At 61.2% G+C, this 17,551-nt stretch carries 19 protein-coding genes and 1 pseudogene; 6 read left to right on the top strand and 14 right to left on the bottom strand.

All coding sequences use genetic code 11. The features are described from left to right. Positions 1–36 precede the first annotated feature (36 nt). Positions 37–1,467, top strand: coding sequence for an aldehyde dehydrogenase family protein (locus tag GR702_RS17275; protein ID WP_037474520.1), 1,431 nt, complete (start codon positions 37–39; stop codon positions 1,465–1,467). A 47-nt stretch (positions 1,468–1,514) separates the two neighbouring features. Here GR702_RS17275 and GR702_RS17280 read toward each other — a convergent pair whose 3' ends face one another. The 12 genes and pseudogenes from GR702_RS17280 to GR702_RS17325 all read right to left on the bottom strand — a co-directional run bounded on the left by GR702_RS17280 (position 1,515) and on the right by GR702_RS17325 (position 10,232). Further along, positions 1,515–1,850, bottom strand: coding sequence for a BrnA antitoxin family protein (locus GR702_RS17280; protein WP_004206995.1), 336 nt, complete (start codon positions 1,848–1,850; stop codon positions 1,515–1,517). Further along, on the bottom strand, positions 1,831–2,130 hold the full coding sequence (locus tag GR702_RS17285) for a BrnT family toxin (protein ID WP_228221671.1): 300 nt from the start codon (positions 2,128–2,130) through the stop codon (positions 1,831–1,833). The genes GR702_RS17280 and GR702_RS17285 overlap by 20 nt, the downstream gene beginning before the upstream one ends. A gap of 36 nt (positions 2,131–2,166) precedes the next feature. Beyond that, complete coding sequence (locus tag GR702_RS17290; RefSeq protein ID WP_025290601.1) at positions 2,167–2,754, bottom strand: recombinase family protein; 588 nt, start codon at positions 2,752–2,754, stop codon at positions 2,167–2,169. A gap of 429 nt (positions 2,755–3,183) precedes the next feature. Continuing rightward, a complete protein-coding gene (locus GR702_RS17295) occupies positions 3,184–3,591 on the bottom strand; it encodes a DUF2147 domain-containing protein (RefSeq protein ID WP_231736466.1) in 408 nt (135 codons plus the stop codon). A 6-nt stretch (positions 3,592–3,597) separates the two neighbouring features. Next, positions 3,598–5,189: pseudogene (locus tag GR702_RS17300) on the bottom strand (GMC family oxidoreductase). 160 nt (positions 5,190–5,349) lie between these two features. Further along, a complete protein-coding gene (locus GR702_RS17305) occupies positions 5,350–5,727 on the bottom strand; it encodes an SMI1/KNR4 family protein (RefSeq protein ID WP_146037283.1) in 378 nt (125 codons plus the stop codon). 111 nt (positions 5,728–5,838) lie between these two features. Further along, positions 5,839–6,273: an MFS transporter gene (locus GR702_RS22405; protein WP_025290603.1), complete on the bottom strand. Its 435-nt coding sequence runs from the start codon at positions 6,271–6,273 to the stop codon at positions 5,839–5,841. 20 nt (positions 6,274–6,293) lie between these two features. Further along, entirely contained in the window at positions 6,294–6,635 is a 342-nt protein-coding gene (locus GR702_RS22410) for an MFS transporter (RefSeq protein ID WP_037490093.1), read from the bottom strand. 22 nt (positions 6,636–6,657) lie between these two features. Next, on the bottom strand, positions 6,658–6,996 hold the full coding sequence (locus GR702_RS22415) for a hypothetical protein (RefSeq protein WP_017503244.1): 339 nt from the start codon (positions 6,994–6,996) through the stop codon (positions 6,658–6,660). Between the two features lie 124 nt (positions 6,997–7,120). Continuing rightward, positions 7,121–8,488, bottom strand: coding sequence for a Dyp-type peroxidase (locus GR702_RS17315; protein ID WP_160986992.1), 1,368 nt, complete (start codon positions 8,486–8,488; stop codon positions 7,121–7,123). 3 nt (positions 8,489–8,491) lie between these two features. Next, entirely contained in the window at positions 8,492–9,103 is a 612-nt protein-coding gene (locus GR702_RS17320; RefSeq protein WP_017503242.1) for a hypothetical protein, read from the bottom strand. Between the two features lie 40 nt (positions 9,104–9,143). Then, a complete protein-coding gene (locus tag GR702_RS17325) occupies positions 9,144–10,232 on the bottom strand; it encodes a catalase family protein (RefSeq protein ID WP_237449774.1) in 1,089 nt (362 codons plus the stop codon). 121 nt (positions 10,233–10,353) lie between these two features. On the opposite strand from GR702_RS17325, the gene GR702_RS17330 reads away from it, so the two are divergent. From GR702_RS17330 to GR702_RS17350, 5 genes are read left to right on the top strand one after another with little or no spacing between them, the layout of a single operon-like run. Continuing rightward, positions 10,354–10,968, top strand: coding sequence for a TetR/AcrR family transcriptional regulator (locus GR702_RS17330; protein ID WP_103096775.1), 615 nt, complete (start codon positions 10,354–10,356; stop codon positions 10,966–10,968). Then, complete coding sequence (locus tag GR702_RS17335) at positions 10,965–11,462, top strand: acyl-CoA thioesterase (protein WP_004207018.1); 498 nt, start codon at positions 10,965–10,967, stop codon at positions 11,460–11,462. The genes GR702_RS17330 and GR702_RS17335 overlap by 4 nt, the downstream gene beginning before the upstream one ends. Further along, entirely contained in the window at positions 11,459–12,322 is an 864-nt protein-coding gene (locus GR702_RS17340; protein ID WP_004207023.1) for a 3-hydroxyacyl-CoA dehydrogenase, read from the top strand. The genes GR702_RS17335 and GR702_RS17340 overlap by 4 nt, the downstream gene beginning before the upstream one ends. 27 nt (positions 12,323–12,349) lie before the next feature. Then, positions 12,350–14,116, top strand: a complete 1,767-nt coding sequence (locus GR702_RS17345; RefSeq protein ID WP_103096776.1) for an oleate hydratase — start codon at positions 12,350–12,352, stop codon at positions 14,114–14,116. Positions 14,117–14,157: 41 nt separating this feature from the next. After that, entirely contained in the window at positions 14,158–16,647 is a 2,490-nt protein-coding gene (locus GR702_RS17350; RefSeq protein ID WP_039996361.1) for a heavy metal translocating P-type ATPase, read from the top strand. A 126-nt stretch (positions 16,648–16,773) separates the two neighbouring features. Here GR702_RS17350 and GR702_RS17360 read toward each other — a convergent pair whose 3' ends face one another. Both GR702_RS17360 and GR702_RS17365 read right to left on the bottom strand, forming a co-directional pair. Continuing rightward, positions 16,774–17,028 (bottom strand): hypothetical protein, encoded by a 255-nt coding sequence (locus GR702_RS17360; RefSeq protein WP_004207027.1) that lies wholly within the window; start codon positions 17,026–17,028, stop codon positions 16,774–16,776. A gap of 60 nt (positions 17,029–17,088) precedes the next feature. Beyond that, positions 17,089–17,551 (bottom strand): hypothetical protein (locus GR702_RS17365; RefSeq protein ID WP_237449775.1); only part of this gene is annotated, 463 nt, incomplete at its 5' end.

Below are 17,551 nucleotides of genomic sequence, written 5' to 3' on the forward strand. Positions count from 1 at the left end.
GACTCGCGCGAAGGTCATGTTTTCGACGAGAATGAAATGATTGAAGAGAGCCATTCGATTTCGCAGGAACCCTGTGATGGCCGCCCGGTGGAAATGCTCTTCACCGCGCAAAAGGCAATGTCGGACGAGCGCCGGATGCGCTTTGGCCTTGCTGAAAGACGCGCTGCGCTGGCGCGCCTCGCGGCTGCCATACGAAAGTTCGAAGGGGAGATCGTCCAGGCCATGGCGACCGACTTCGGCAAGCCGGAGGCCGAAGTGTTTCTGACGGAAATTCTTCCGGTCATGCAGGAAATCCGCCACAGCCGTCGTAATCTGCGCCGATGGATGCGGCCAGTCCATGTCGGACCGACATTGATCGGTTTCGGCACGGCCGGACGGATCGTGCCGCAGCCACGCGGCGTGTGCCTTATCATCGCGCCCTGGAATTACCCATTCAATCTCTGCCTGGGGCCGCTTGTGTCCTGCCTTGCTGCCGGCAACAGCGCTATCCTGAAGCCTTCGGAGATGACACCTGCTACCTCGGGCGTCATCGCGCGGCTGATCGCCGACACATTTCCGCCAGACTTGGTTACCGTCGCCCTCGGCGGGAAGGAGATGTCTCAGGCCCTGCTCGCGCTGCCCTTCGATCATATCTTCTTCACCGGCAGCCCCGAGGTCGGGAAAGTCGTAATGCAGGCAGCCTCCCGCCACCTGACCTCCGTTACGCTGGAACTGGGTGGCAAGTCGCCCACGATCGTGGGACCGGATGCCGACATAGAGACGGCCGCCAGTTGGATCGCCTTCGGCAAATTCTCCAATGCCGGTCAAACCTGCATCGCGCCCGATCATGTGTTCGTCCACGCTTCGATCCGCGACCGGTTCGTGGAAGCGCTGCGCCGCCGGATCGCCGCCGCTTATGGTTCGGGCATGACGAGCCCCTATCTCGCAAGGATCGTCAATGATCGCCATGCGGACAGACTGGGGGGCCTGATTGCGGATGCCCTGGCCACGGGCGGGCGGATCATTGTCGGCGGCGAAAGGCAGGGAAGGGCGCTGGCGCCCACAGTGCTGGAGGCGATCGCTCCCGAGGCGGCGATCGACCATGAGGAGATATTCGGTCCCGTCCTGCCGGTCCTGACCTATGATGACATTGAAACCGTGATCGGTCGGATCAACGCAAGACCCAAGCCGCTGGCGCTTTATGTGTTCGATCGTGACCGGGCGAGAGTGGATCATATCCTGGCGGCCACGACTTCCGGCAGTGCAGGCGTCAACCTTACCATCGTCCAATACGTCCACGATCATCTGCCGTTCGGCGGTGTGAACAATTCCGGGATCGGGGCGGCACATGGCCATCACGGGTTCCGGACTTTCAGTCATGAGCGCGCCGTTCTCCAGAACCGCTTCTCCGCTCTGCCTCTCGTCTTTCCTCCCTATTCGGGCCGGGCAGCGCGTCTGATCCGACTTGCCAAACGCTTTCTGGGGTAAATCCATGTACGATTATATCACGATAACCGATAGCCTAACTATCTAAATTAACGTGGCTTTTCCTGCCTTCTGGCGGTCGCCAGCATCTCACGGCGAAGTATGGCGTTCATGCGGGCTTGGTAGCCCTTACCCTGCGATTTGAGCCAGGCGAGCACATCAGCATCAAGGCGTGCCGTCACCTGCTGCTTGATGGGCTTATAGAAGCGCCCACGCTGCCCGTTCCGCCAGAAATCCTCTGTCAGCGCCGGAGAGTCGCTATAGTCGATCCCGCTATCCGGCATCGCCTGCAGGGCATCCAGTTCGGCCTGTTGCGCTTCGGTCAACGGCGGCAGATTGTCCGGATCGAGTTGGAAACGGACGGTATCAGCGTCTTTCTTCTTCATAACGTCGCCTTTCCGTTCGATCGGCCTTTCGAGCCGAAATGATATGAATGATCTCCACATACTCGCCGTCATCGTCTTGCTCGACGACAGTGTGGGCCACGAGGAGGAGCAGATGCCCTTCCACGAGGCCCAAGGTTTGCCATCGTCGCTCGCCACCTTCGATCCGATCCTGATCGCTCAGCGCGAAAGGATCTGTGAACGCACGAGTAGCGATCGCAAAGCTGACGCCGTGCTTCTTCAGATTGCTCTCGGCTTTGGCCGGGTGCCAGGAGAAGCGCATGGATGGCATTACGGAAATATAATTATGTTTTTGTCGTTACGCAAGGCGCGGCGGTTTGAGCCATCCGGCCCGCGCGAGCGTATCTGCGAGGGTCGATCGGGGCACGTTGAACGTGCGGCTGATCGACGACTTGCTAGCGCCACCGGCAAGGGCGGCGGTGATCTGATCGAGCTTTTCCGCATCGATCGTTCGCGGGCGGCCACCGTAGCGCCCGCGCCGTCTGGCGGCCGCAAGGCCTGCCATGATGCGCTCGCGCGTCAATGCCCGTTCATACTGGGCCAGCGCGCCGAACAGCGAAAACAGCAGCTCGCCATGCGGCGTTCCCGTGTCCATCTGCTCGGTCAATGACCGGAATGACACGTCACGCTCCCTGAGATCGGTCAGGATCGACAGCAAATGCGGCAGGGAGCGGCCGAGCCGATCCAGTTTCCACACGACCAGCGTATCGCCGGCTGCGAGATATTCGAGGCAGGCCCGCAGGCTCGCCCGGTCCTCGCGAGCGCCGGATGCCTTGTCGGAATAGAGATGCCGGCTATCGACGCCGGCTGCGATCAGCGCATCGCGCTGAAGATCGACCGATTGCCGGTCATCTGTGGAAGAGACGCGCATGTAGCCTATAAGCATGTCGGAAAACCCCTGATAGCTTGTTGTGGGACAGTCCTCCTTTCCGGCAGAGTTTATCGGACGCTACGGATTTTGGGCGTGCGTAGATTGCTGGAATTTCCGGGGGGATGCCTGCTAGCGGCGGAATGTGTCGTCGGGCGCATCAGGCGGGGCGCTTATCGTGTGATTTCCATTAGGTTAATCTGTTCGTGCAGCCGCTGCCGCAGCGGACCGTCTTCTGGCCGCGACGATCAATAACGGATTATCCGCCTGCTTACGCTGACCAAGTCGCATGCCCGTCGCCGAATTGATCCCGTGGCGGCTGCACACATCGCTGTCGCCATGCCCGCTTCCTGCTCCGCGCCTCTTCAATTTATCGTAGAAGCTTTTGATGTGTCTTATTAAAATCCTTGGCTTGCCGCTCTCGGTCAGACGATGATTGGACGGATTTCAGTTCACTTTCGTCCATATCTGCGATTTGCACATGATCCGCCCTGTCAGGCACCCCTTTCCCTCCATCCGCCGATCGTCGAGCGTGGTGATTGTTCCAGAGAAGGTTTGGCCGATGTCGGGTACAAAAACACTGCCGCGCCACACGCCCTTCTTTTCAGGAACAAAATCGCGAAACAGGATCAGACCTACCAGATCGTTTGTCCCGCCGCGCCGCGCATCCGCCTTGGCTTTGTCACTTGCCCAGACCACGACCCCGCACATTCTGCTTCCGCACGGCTGGGCTCGCACATGTACGCTGTCCTGCGGATTCTTCCACACTCCGAAAGAAGCGCGCTGTGCCTCGACGGACGCAGATGCTGCAAGTAGCAGCATGGCTGCCAATACGAAACTGAACCTCATCGCCATTCTTCCTCAAGGCCGGATCATCATTTGCGCGACATTTTCCGCGATCGCCATGGTAGGCGCGTTAGTGTTGCCCGACACGATCGACGGCATGATCGATGCATCGACCACGCGCAAACCGTCAATGCCACGTACACGGGCTGCCGGATCGACCACGGATGCCGAGTCACTGCCCATGCGGCATGTTCCTACCGGATGATAGATTGTTTCAGCGCGCGCGCGGATGTCGTCGATCAGAGCCTCGTCGGTCTGGACCGCGGGTCCCGTCGCACCTCCTCGCGCAAGTGACGGGCGAGCGCCGGCGCATGAAGGAGCTTGCGGGCTAGCTTCGCGCCATTCAGCAAGACGCCCACATCATCGGGATGACTGAGATAATTGCCCTCTATGCGCGGATGAGCCGTGGGATCGGCGATCTTGAGCCCGATCCTGCCGCGGCTCTTCGGTAGAAGGTCGCAGACATGCACGGTCATTCCGTAGCCGAAGGCTGTCTTGCGGCCATGGTCACGCAGGATCGCCGGCAGGAAATGGAATTGAAGATTGGGCCGCTCCCGGCCGGCGTCGGATTTGAGGAAAGCGCCGCCCTCCGAGGCATTTGACGTCAATTCGCCTTCATGATGAAGGAAATAGCTCCATGCGCCGCGTATCGCACGAGGCAGGAAACTGGGCGCCACCCCAAATCCTTCGCGATCGGCCGTGGTTGCCACAGCCGTATAGTCGAGGTGATCGGCGAGATTGGCTCCGACTTCGGGCGCATCCAGAACGATCTCTATGCCATGCTGCCTGAGTTCGCTCGCCGAGCCGACGCCCGACAGCATCAGAATCTGCGGCGAATTGACCGCGCCAGCCGAAAGGATCACCTCTCCACCGGGGCGCAGCAGCAGGTCCCGGCCGCCGACGCGGACCCCGATGGCGCGACGGTCCTTGAACAGTATCCGTTCGACGAGGCCGTTCGTTTCGATGGCGAGATTCTTGCGCGAGCGAGCCGGATCGAGAAACGCTCGCGCCGTGCTGAACCGTTGCCCGTCTTTCTGGGTCACCTGATAGACACCAAAGCCTTCCTGGCTCACGCCATTGAAGTCGGGATTTCGCGGGTAGTGCAGTTCCACCCCAGCTTCGACGAAGTCTTCCGTAAGTGGGTTCACTCGCCCAAGATTGGAGACGCAAAGTGGCCCGGCATTGCCATGATGCTCGTCGTGGATAGCCTGATTGTTTTCGAGCGCGATAAAAAGCTCGCGCATGCGCGGCCAGTCCCAGTCAGCTCCGGCGGCCGCCCCCCAGCCCTCATAGTCCGCCCGATCGCCGCGAATGTAGACCATTGCATTGATCGAGCTGCTGCCACCCAGCGTCTTGCCGCGCGGCCAATAGAGCCGCCGGTTGTTAAGGTGAGGCTCGACTTCGGTCTCACAGTTCCAGTTCACCCATCCCGTGCGGGCAATGACGCCGACGCCAAGCGGCATGTGAATGAAGGGATTGCGATCGCGCGGCCCCGCCTCGATGAGGCAGACAGCTTTATCCGAATCAGCAGAAAGGCGGTTGGCCATGACGCAGCCGGCCGAGCCGCCGCCAATGATGTGGTTTCCGTCAGCGCCGAACCGTAACATCTAGCTACTCCTCTTCTATCCCCATCGCTTTCAAGTCCAATCCCAATTCCTTTAAACTGGGCAGGGGAGGAGGATCGAAGGCTACCAGTGCATCGATAAAGTCATGAAAGCTGTCGTATACGGGGGTTATCGCCCTAGAAGGCAGAGCTTCATCGTGCAGTCATACGGATATCTTTCCATCAATTCTGTCAATTAACAGCATATTGCCCAGACCGATTTCCGCAAAAACCACAGATGTTTTTGGAATCTGCATGGATAATTGTTCGTTTATGCGAATTATTCCTGAGCTTCCGTCAACAGGGCCATATATAACTGAAACGCCAATTCTTCCTGAATCATCGGAATAGGCGCATTTTTCCGCAGGAAATTCAACATCCTTATTGAAAACTATCGCTGATCCGAATTCAATAAATAAATCACGAAGCTCAGACGGCAGCAATATTCCTAATGAACTCTCTATCTGGTCTAATTCGATCAAAGAATCTCCCGGCATGTGGAGTGATTCTGCATCGAATGATGGATCAAACTGAAAGGTCATATATTTTCTGCCTTACATCATTAGGGCGTCGCTATCGTGTCCGTTCCGCACCGCGCCTCAATCACGCCACCTGATTGGTATAGCCGTTAGCGGAGGGGCACGACAATCAGGTCAATCTTGGCGCGTCGATGCTTTGATTGGTGCTGCGCTCCATCTACGATTGAATATCCGCCATCCGACTAAGCCCGCGACAACGCCCAGCAGGCCGCCCACGAGATAGGCGGTTGGCGCATCATTCGGCACAAAAAAGAAGCCGCCAGCAACATAGCCGCCGATTACGGCGGTGCGTGTCACCGCACCATAGATCGCGGCGACCTTGCCATGATCGGCGGGCGGGCATTCCGACTGGAACAAGGTTCGGACAGCGACGTTGTGGATGCTGTTTGCGCCGCCGCCTAGGATGAAGGCGACGGCAACGATTGCCAGCCCGATCGGCGCAAGGCCGATCCACAGCATGGTCGCGCCCATGACAGCGGCCGTGCCGAACGCCGCCAGTCCGACCCTATGGCCAATAACCCTTTCGGCCAGCCCAGCGCCGATCAACATCCCAACCGCCCATAGTGCCGTCAGCATTCCAAACGCGGTCGGCCCGCTCCCAGCGTCACCATCACGAGAAACACGAAAGCAACGTCGGCTATGGCGGTCGCAAACACTTCGAGGCTGAGCGCACCCGTAACCACCATCAACCGTCGATTGCGGAGCAGCGGCAGGTAGTCCGCGAACAGGGTCTCTTCCTCCTGATCGTCCCGTTGTGGCTTGCGGCGAAGCCTGCTCGCCATCACGACGAGGGCCAAAAGGGCATAACTGGCGGCATCGGCTAAAAGCGCATTGCGCGATCCGATCCATCCCACCAGTACGCCCCCAGCGACTGGACCAGCGAGCATTCCAAGGCTGCGAACCATTTCCATAAGGGAATTGGCGAGTGCGAGGTCATTCCAAGCCGCTCGCCAGCACTGGAATCAACGCGAATGTTGCGGCGCTGCTGATCGTGAACAGCACGCTCAACAGCGCGGCCCCGGCGAGCGTGAACATGGGATAATAGGCGATAAATGCTATCACGCCCGCTTGCAGAACTGACACCATGACCAGAATGCGGGCCGCCTCCCGGCGGTCGATCAAGCGGCCCGCCCAGGGTGCGGCGATCAGACCGGGTAGCAGCTCCGCGGTCAGCAGCGTCGGCACCGCATAGCCGGATGCGTTCTCGGCAGTGCGGAACATCAACGTCAGCAACGTGATTTCATCGCCGGTCGTCGAAATCGTAAGCGCCACAAGGACCAACCATCCCCAGCCTTGCCGAAACTCAACTCCCACTCACTTAACCTTCCGCACAGCCCCGCACTTTCCGGGTCACTCTGCACACTTCAAATCTCAACCGACAATCAGGTGAATAGCTTTAGCGTTGTTCTGCCAACCACTTAAGCGCCGATAGGCTTGGCATGAACAGATATTCGCCTCCCTTCATGACATTGAAGGTCTGCACACCGTCGATGCGCTTGCGCGCAGGCGCCTGCGGGATCGTGAACCGGCCGTCCTCCTCATGCAGACCAACGATTGGATCGCGCTCCTCGCCGAGGTCGACGAAATTGCCGCGGTTGATCCATTCCTGCTGCATGAACTCGATCGTGTCGTAAGCGCGCGCGCTTATGAAGATGAAGAAGAGGCCGCGATCGCCTTTGGCATCGTCTTTCGGCGCCACATCCTCGGAATAAACCGGCCCGAAGGTCGAGGAACGGCGGATGATGCGGTGAATGTTGACGTCGGTGAGCAGCGTCAACTCGGAGTCGCGGGGATTGAGCCGGCGCATATGGCAGCCAAGCGGCACAACGCGGCCTTTGGGGTCGTCCTTGAAATTGAAGTCGTTGTTGCGCTGCGGATCGGCGCCGAGGTCCGGGTCGTCATGATCCGGCGACAACGTCAGTGGAGCGCCTGACCGCCAGCGACCGAACATCTTGGCGGCTAATAGCTCGCGTTCCTCCGGCGTCTCGCCATGCGCCTTGAGGAAGGCGTTAAAACAGCCGACCCGGCTGTTGTACTTGCGCATAACGACGAAGGTGCCGTTCTTGCCCAGCCCGGCGGGCTCGGGCATGCCAAGCGGTTGGCCGTTCTCGCTTTCATATCCAAGAATGAACTCGCCCGCCTTGATCGGGCGCTCCTCGCCCGGCAGCGGATCGACGCCGCTACCCTCGACGGCGGGCTGGGAGATCGAATCCCGGAAACCGAACGGGTTTTTCGCGCCATCCGGCGCGCCGAAACGATGCTCGCCGAGCAGGGTCACGCCGCTGCTCCGGTCGAGTTCGGTGCGCGCCGTCGCCAGCGCCTTATCGAGCGCAGCATCATCCACGGCGTAGATAGTCAGCGCGAGATGGCAGTTGCCGGGCTTGAACACCTCTTCCCAGTTTTCCGGCGCGTTGGGCCCGAAGTCGCGAAGCTGCTCCGCGCGTGCGGCCATGCCCTGCTGGAAGGGGAGCGGGAATGTCTTGAGCTGCGCTTCGGGAACGCCGAGCGCCTTCAGCCCCTCGAAGCTGAGTGCGGCCCCGATCCAGAAATCAAGATCCTCGCTCCAGTTGTCGGCAGATGCGATATGGGGCGCGAGCCGGCCGAGAAGATCGCGCGCGCCCTCCGCCTCGTCGAAATGGAGCATGGCGTGGATACCGACATAAGGCTCGGGCCGGCTTCGCAGGATCAGCGCCTGAATGTCGTGCAGATCGAGCGTAACGCTGTCGCGCCGGAAGCGCTCTTTCAGTTTCTGAAGGATCGCCATGGCTCAGCCCACCTTGTCCAGGAATTCGTTGACGGCATGTTCCATCCGCTGAAGGCGGCGCACGTCGACGACGGTCACCTGCGGGTTGGCGACGAACCAGCCGGCAGCGGTGATCTGATGCTCGGCGATGAAATCCTTGACCTTGGGGCTTGCGATGCCAGGCCAACCTTCGACCGAAGCGAAAAGCAGGTCCATCAGGTCGGGGATCTTGGTGGCGAAGTCGTTGATATAGGTGTCCCAGTCGCCGTCATAGGCGGTGGCGAACAGGATTCGTGTGTCGTTGTCGAAGAACACGAACCGCATATTGTGGAGCGTGCCGACCTTCTGTGCGCCATCGAAATTGCCGTTCACCAGCCCGAAGATGCGTTTCAGCCGGTCCGCGCCGCCTGGCTTCAAGTTTGCGATGGCTGTGAGCTCGGAGACATTGCCGGACTGGGCGCCGACACGGCCAGCCGAGCCCGCCGTGCCCTTGAGGTCGGGATTGTGCTTCGTCACCATCTGCTCAAGGGCGAGCTTGGCGAGCTGCGGCGCGTCGCCGGCCACTTCCTCGATCCGCCGCCGGATGGCTTGAAGGCGGGTTTCGTCGATCTGCGGGGTGTCTTCGGTTTCGGCCATGGCTGGCCTCCTTTCGTGATTGCGTGTGACGATCGGTGCGTCAGTCCGGGATGGCGTCGATGTTTGTCGGCTCGACACGAGGCTGGGCGTTCATCTCATGGCGGTAGCGGGTGGATCGTTCATAGGCGGCGATGCGCACGCGCATGATCGAGCCGAGTGGCTGATGATCGCGGATACCGTGCCAGGGATTGAACGACAGCACATCATCGCCGTAGACGCGCCGCGCCGGCGAATAGGCCTCCTGTGGCGGGATGCGCAGGGTCGCGATCGGCTGGTGCGGCGAAAGGTCTTCCGGCCAGAGCACGGCGGCGTCCTCGACCGGCATCCTGTCGAGATCGGCACAGAGCTGAGCACGGAGCTGATACTCTGCGCCTTGCTCGCGGAAATGTTCAACCACCAGATCGCGCATGGTGGAATCCTCAACCGCGCCGACATCCTTGCCGGTCAGTGCACGGACGTTGTCGGAGAACGGCGCGGCACTGATCTTGGCGATATGGTCGCCGAAGCGGATCGCCGCCATCGAATGATAGGTTTCGCCCAGCAGATGGTTATTGTCGCGAGCGAGCCCGCGCAGCGTGGCGCCGGGCTCGACGCCGACCGCTTCGACTGCCGCCTCCACGCCGCGCGCGACCCCAGCCATCGCTCGCTGGAGAAAGGCCGGGTTCTGGGCATTCTGCTCCAGAAGGCCGATGAGCTGGCGATATTTACCGATCGTGCCGAAGCTCAAGGTCGGGATGTTGACGAGCAGGAAATCCTGGTTGTGGCCCTGGTCTTCGGGGAGAAGCCGCTCGCCATCGACACCGATCACCTTGATCGCCATGCCGCGTGGGGCGGGAATGGTATCGGAGTGGATGTCGCCCGGCGCCGAAGAGAGGCGGATCACCACGGAATAGGTGGCCGGGCGAGCGAAAAGCCCCTGGCGCAGATGCTCCGGCAGTTCCGGGACGACGAGTTCGCCCTTCAGGAACCCGTGGCTCTTGGCATGGGCGTCGCGCACCGCATGCCGATGGCGCTCGAACGCCTTGCGGTTGGTGCTCGCCATGATTTCGAGGATTTCGGCGGTGAGCCGCTCCTCGTCTTCGCCGAGCACTTCGACGCTGGTGGAGTAGGGGATATAGGTCTCAGCCAAGGGCGATCCTTCGAACCGGATTTTCGTTGCATTCGAGATATCAGGTGATATCTGGTTTTACGGTGAACGCCGACATGGGTGAAAGGTTTCCATGCCGTGCTGAATTGGAGGTCGATCGCTCATGCGCCTCACGCGAAAGGAAACGCAGCGCCAGACGCGGGATAAGCTGCTCGCCGCAGCACATTCGTCCATTGTGGAAGAAGGGGTGGCGGCCATGTCGATCCGCAACATCTGTAGTGCAGCGGGTCATTCGCAGGGGGCCTTCTATTCGAATTTTGCAAGCAAGGACGATCTGCTGGTCGAGATTCTGCAGGCTCATATCCAGGACGAGGTCGTGCTTCTGCGCGATCTGGTCGCCCACTGCTCCGGCGATGATATCGAGGCGACTCTGCAAGTGCTTGCGGCGCGGCTGGCTAAGCTGGCTGACGAACAGCATTGGTCGCTGCTTTCGATCGAATTGCAGCTTCATGCGCGGCGGGACCCCGCGTTCGCTGAACGGCATCGCGAAGGAAAGGCCGCCTGCCACCATTTGTTCGGAGAACTTGTGGCGGATCTGACGCGGCGCTTTGCGCTTCGGCCTGCCTTGCCGCCGCTGCAGACCGGGATCGGCCTCTATGCACTGTGGATGGGACTGGCGGTCGAGGGCGATGTCGAAGGCGCTATTCCCCGAGAGCAAATGCTTGTCGGCTTCTTTCGCGCGATGGCAGGCCTCGATGCGCCATCCACCCGGTCATGAGCCTTCCTGGCGAAGGACGCCGCAGGATCGGCTGCGATGCTTCAGGCGTGCCCTTGGCTGGAAAAGTGGACGAACGTCGGCGCTTCCATATCCGTTTCCAGGCAACCGAAGAAGACATCGATGAACTCGGCCATGTCAACAATGCGGTCTGGGTGACCTGGATTCAGGATGTGTCGGTGGCGCACTGGCTGACAGCCGCGCGTCCGAGGGATGCCGACACCTATGTTGCTATGGTGCTCAGGCACGAGGTCGATTACCGCGGCAATATCCGGGCGGGCGAAGAGACCTTTGCCATAACCTGGGTCGAAGGGAAGCCGCGCGGAGCGAGATACGCCCGGTGCGTCGAGTTCAAAGACAGTAACGGTCAGACGCTCGTCGCGGCCCTGTCGCAATGGGTGCTCATCGAGAAAGCTACCGGCAAGCTGGTTCGCGTGCCCGCCGAAGTCGCTGCGCCGTTTCTCTATGAAACCCGACGCAAGGAAGAGAATGAATGAGCGACATCCTGAAAGTGACGGTGCTAGGCACCGGTGTCCTCGGCAGCCAGATCGCCTTCCAGGCCGCCTATAGTGGCTTTGACGTTACCGCTTATGAGATCAGCGACGAAGCACTCGACCAGGCGAGGCATCGGTTCGAAACGCTTGTAGAAACCTACGTGAAAGAGGTGACGGGTGCGGCTGACGGCAAGGCAGCCGAAGCTTCGAGACGCATCACGCTCACCGCCGATCTTGGGGCTGCGGTTGCGAATGCCGATCTGGTCATCGAAGCGGTTCCGGAAGTGCTCGAGATCAAGCAGGCGCTCTACGAGAAACTGGCGGGGCTCGCGCCTGACAGAACGATCTTCGCCACCAATAGCTCGACTTTGCTGCCGAGCGACCTCAAAGCCTTCACCGGCCGCCCGGACCGTTTCCTGGCGCTGCACTTCGCCAACAGCATCTGGAAGTTCAACACTGCCGAGGTGATGGGTACGGACGACACCGATCCGGCCGTGTTCGATACCCTGATCGCCTTCTCCTCCGCGATCGGCATGGTGCCGATCCCGGTGCGCAAGGAAAAAGCGGGCTACGTCCTCAACTCCCTGCTGGTGCCGTTCCTGAACGCGGCCACCGATCTGGCTGCCGGCGGCTATGCCGAGCCGGAAGATGTCGACAAGGTCTGGCGGATCGCCACCGGCGCGCCGATGGGGCCGTTCCAGATCTACGACATCATCGGATTGAACACCCCCTACAACATCCTGTCGCACGGTGATGAGCACGCACAGTCGCTCGCCGCGTGGCTGAAGGAAAACTACATCGACAAGGGCAAGCTCGGCATCGCGTCGGGCGAAGGCTTCTACAGCTACAAGCCCGCCGACTGATCCCAACAAGAAAAACAGGAGTTTGCCATGCATTATAGCAGTGGAAACTATGAAGCCTTTGTCCGTCCACGCAAGCCGGAAGGCGCCGACAAAAAGACGGCGTGGTTCGTCGGCTCGGGCCTCGCGGGGCTCGCCGGCGCCGCCTTCCTGATCCGCGACGGCGGCGTTTCGGGCGACCGCATCACCATATTGGAAGAGCTGGAAATCCCCGGCGGCGCGCTCGATGGTCTGGACGTGCCCGAAAAGGGCTTCGTCATTCGCGGCGGCCGCGAGATGGAGGAGCATTTCGAGTGCCTGTGGGACCTCTATCGCTCGATCCCCTCGCTGGAGATCGAGGATGCCAGCGTGCTCGACGAATTCTACCGGCTCAACAAGGACGATCCGAACTTTTCGCTCCAGCGTACGACGCAGAACCAGGGCCAGGACGTGCCCGACAAAGCGCTGTTGACGCTCAACGACAAGGCCCAGAAGGACCTGCTCTCGGTCTTCCTCGCGACGCGCGAGGAGATGGAGAACAAGCGTATCAACGAGGTCTTCGGCGAAGACTTCCTCAAAAGCAATTTCTGGCTCTACTGGCGCACCATGTTCGCCTTCGAGGAATGGCATTCCGCGCTGGAGATGAAGCTCTACCTGCACCGCTTCATCCATCATATCGGCAGTCTCGCCGACTTCTCCTCGCTCAAGTTCAACCGCTACAACCAGTATGAATCGATGGTCCTGCCGCTGGTGAAGTGGCTGACCGATCACGGCGTCACGTTCCGCTACGGCGTCGAGGTCACCGATGTCGATTTCGACATCCAGCCCGGCCGCAAGCAAGCGACCCGCATTCACTGGAAAGAGCGCGGCGTCGAAGGCGGCGTCGATCTCGGGCCAGACGATCTCGTCTTCATCACGATCGGGTCGCTGACCGAGAACTCGGACAATGGCGACCACAAGACGCCAGCGAAACTGAACGAGGGACCGGCGCCGGCCTGGGACCTGTGGCGGCGGATAGCTGCCAAGGATCCGGCCTTCGGTCGCCCCGATGTATTCGGGGGCCATATCCCGGAAACGAAATGGGCCTCCGCGTCGATCACTGCCCTCGATGCCCGTATTCCGGCCTATGTCGAGAAGATCACGAAGCGGAACCCCTTCACCGGCAAGATCGTCTCAGCGGGTATCGTCACGGTGAAGGACTCGGCGTGGCTGCTGAGCTGGACGGTTCATCGCCAGCCGCATTTCAAGAAGCAGCCCAAGGACCAGATGATCGCCTGGTTCTATGCGCTCTTCGTCGACAAGCCAGGCGACTATGTGAAGAAGCCGATGCAGGAATGCACCGGCGAGGAGATCACCCAGGAATGGCTCTATCACCTCGGCGTGCCGGTCGAGGACATTCCCGAACTCGCAGCCTCCGGCGCCAGCACCGTGCCCACGATGATGCCCTATATCACCGCCTTCTTCATGCCGCGCCAGGCGGGTGACCGGCCGGACGTGGTGCCGGAGGGCGCGGTCAACTTCGCCTTCATCGGCCAGTTCGCGGAATCGAAGCAGCGGGACTGCATCTTCACCACGGAATATTCGGTGAGAACCCCGATGGAGGCCGTCTATACGCTGATGAATGTCGAGCGCGGTGTGCCGGAGGTCTTCAACTCGACCTATGACATCCGTACGCTGTTGGCGGCGATCGGTCCGCTGAGGGACGGCAAGGGTATCGACCTTCCCGGACCGGCCTTTCTGCGCAAGCTGCTGATGAAGAAGCTCGAAGGCACCGAGATCGCCAAGCTGCTCGAAGAGTTCCATCTGATCGAGGAGTGAAGGCAAACCAATAGGCCCGCGGGGCGTGCGAAAGGTGATGAATGGCCGACGACGATCAGAAGAGCGAACGCGCCGCCGAGGTGACTGGGGCGCACGGCCATCATCACCATCATGAGCCGGACGGCGAAACGCCGTCCGGTCACGTCGACCATGATCCGGTCTGCGGCATGGTGGTCGATCCCGCCAGGACCGCTCACAATGCTGAGTATGAAGGCGAGCGCTACGTCTTCTGCTCGGCCGGCTGCAAGGCGAAGTTCGACGCCGACCCCGTGCATTATGCGGCACTGGCAGCGCATGCTGCACATCACCATGAGGGTGCTGCCGCCCATGGCGATCATTCCCACCATAGCCACACGCATGGACCTGATACCCATGAGCATCACCACGTTGCGGCAGTAACGGCAACCGCAACGGAAGGGACGATCTGGACATGCCCGATGCATCCGGAAATCCGCCGGGATGCGCCGGGTAGTTGCCCGATCTGCGGCATGGCGCTGGAGCCGCTGATCGCGGCGGCGGATGCCGGATCAAGCCCCGAACTCGCCGATATGACCCGACGCTTCTGGATCGGCCTCGTGCTCGCCTTGCCCGTGTTCCTGCTGGAGATGGGCGGTCACCTGATCCCGGCGCTGCACCATTTGGTGCCGATGCGCATCTCGATCTGGATCCAGTTCGCGCTGGCGACGCCGGTGGTCCTGTGGGCCGGATGGCCGTTCTTCGAACGTGGCTGGGCGTCGATCGTCAACCGCAGCCTCAACATGTTCACGCTGATCGCGATGGGCACCGGGGTCGCCTGGGGCTACAGCATCGTCGCGACATTCGCGCCGCAGCTCTACCCGCAGGCTTTCCGAGGCGCCGATGGCACGGTCGCGGTCTACTATGAGGCCGCGGCCGTGATCACCGTGCTGGTGCTGCTCGGTCAGGTCATGGAACTGCGCGCCCGGGAGCAGACCTCCGGCGCAATCCGCGCGCTTCTCAATCTCGCGCCGAAAACCGCCCGGCGGATCGGGCGGAACGATGCTGAAGAGGATATTCCTGTCGAAGCCGTCGTCATCGGTGATCGGCTCAGGGTCCGGCCCGGTGAAACCGTGCCGGTTGACGGCGTGGTCGAGCAGGGTCGCTCATCGATCGATGAATCGATGGTGACCGGCGAATCCATGCCGGTGACGCGTGTAGTCGGCGAAGCGGTCGTAGGAGGTACGCTGAACCAGACCGGCGCGCTCGTCATCCGGGCTGAAAAAGTCGGGCGCGACACCATGCTCGCCCGCATTGTCCAGATGGTCGCGGATGCCCAGCGCTCGCGCGCGCCGATCCAGCGCATGGCTGATCAGGTGTCGGGCTGGTTCGTGCCGGTCGTCATCGCCGTCGCGCTGCTCGCCTTCGCGGCCTGGGGTGTATGGGGGCCGGAGCCGCGGCTGGCGCATGGCCTGATCGCGGCCGTTTCCGTGCTGATCATTGCCTGCCCCTGCGCGCTCGGGCTCGCGACGCCGATGTCGATCATGGTGGGTATCGGCAAGGGGGCGGCCGCCGGCGTTCTGATCAAGAACGCGGAGGCGCTCGAGCGGATGGAGAAGATCGATACTCTGGTGGTCGACAAAACCGGGACGCTTACGCAAGGAAAGCCGGCGGTGACCCGGATCGTCGTGGCCCCGCGATTTGTCGAGGAGACCATCCTGCGGCTTGCAGCCGGCGTGGAGAAGGCGTCCGAGCATCCGCTTGCGCGGGCGATCGTGGCGGCTGCCGACGAGCGAAAGATCACCATCCCCGATGTCGCCGACTTCGACTCGCCGACCGGCAAGGGGGCGATCGGTCGTGTCGAGGGCCGGCATGTGGTGCTCGGCAGCACCACCTTCCTCGCCGAACATGGGGTTGATACAGCGCCGCTCGCGGCACAGGCCGATGAGCTACGCCGCGACGGCGCAACCGCCATCTATATCGGCATCGATAAAGCCATCGGCGGCATCTTCGCCATCGCCGACACGATCAAGGCGACCACGCCTGAGGCACTGAAGGCCCTGCATGCGGAAGGCATCCGCATCGTCATGCTGACCGGTGACAATCGCACCACAGCCGAAGCCGTTGCGAGAAAGCTCGGCATCGATGAGGTCGAGGCCGATGTGCTGCCGGACCAGAAAGCCGCGGTCGTCGAGCGCCTGAAGGCGCAGGGCAAGGTGGTGGCGATGGCGGGTGACGGCGTAAATGACGCGCCGGCGCTTGCCGCCGCCGATGTTGGTATCGCCATGGGATCGGGAACCGACGTTGCGATCGAAAGTGCGGGCGTGACGCTGCTCAAGGGCGATCTCACCGGCATTGTCCGCGCGCGACGCCTGTCGCAGGCGACGATGGCCAACATCCGCCAGAACCTCGCCTTCGCGTTCATCTACAATGCGGCAGGCGTACCGATTGCGGCCGGTGCGCTCTATCCCACGTTTGGGCTGCTGCTGTCGCCGATCATCGCTGCTGCCGCGATGGCGCTGTCGTCCGTCAGCGTCATCGGCAATTCGCTGCGGCTCCGGACAGTGAAGGCATGACGGACCGAGGCCCCGACCTTGTGGCGGGGTCTTGCGTGGGGTCTTAGTCGGCGCGCCTGCCGTTGGGGCGGGACCAGATCAGCGAGAAGGTGTCTTCGCCCTCGTTGTCGAAGAGGTTGGCATAGATCAGAGCGCCGATCTTCTCATGATGCCCTCGGCTGTCAGGGCGTCCGCGATCTGACGGTCGAGTGATCCCACAGCATTGAGCGTTCGCACCATCTCCTCGATGCGTGCGAAGTGAGCCAGATCGTCATAGTTGGCGGTATTGCGGATGATCACATGCTCTGTTCGCGCGCCGGTCTGCCACAGGATCGCGAACCAGATACGGCCTTGCGCACGGCTCTTGTCGACCGTCACGCTGTCGATCACGAGCCGCATCATCTCTTTGCGTTCGTCGATGCCAGCCCGCTTCGAGAACGCGGGCAACAGGGTCGGCAATGGTCAGGATACGCGTTCGCGCGGCGGCGGCCAGGGCGTTAACCTGCTCGACATGCCACCGCGCGTAATCCTGTTAGACGCGTCGGCTTCGCGTATTTTCTCTTCCCACAACGTTTCCAGCGAACGTGCGACGAGCCGCTTTTCCGACTCCACGGCATCATATTGTCGGCGTGCACGCTCCGCTTCGTAATGCGCCTTCTCCCGATTCAGCGCCCATTGACGTTCCAGCAGCCGGTTTTCGCCGTTCATCTGTTCATGAGCCGCAAGCGCAAGGTCGATGCGATCGGGTTGCAGAGCTTCGATCAACAGCCGCTCGACCTCTGCATCAACCTGGTTTGCGCGCACATTCTGGCAGTGCCCGCTCTGCTCGCTATCGATGCAGTGATAGACGGGGGTCTTCTTATGGGCAGAGTGAGTGAAGACCCATGCGGTGTCCGCATATCCCGCAGACCACGATGCCTTGAAG

It is taken from the genome of Novosphingobium silvae (genome assembly GCF_009856825.1).
Taxonomy (GTDB): domain Bacteria; phylum Pseudomonadota; class Alphaproteobacteria; order Sphingomonadales; family Sphingomonadaceae; genus Novosphingobium; species Novosphingobium silvae.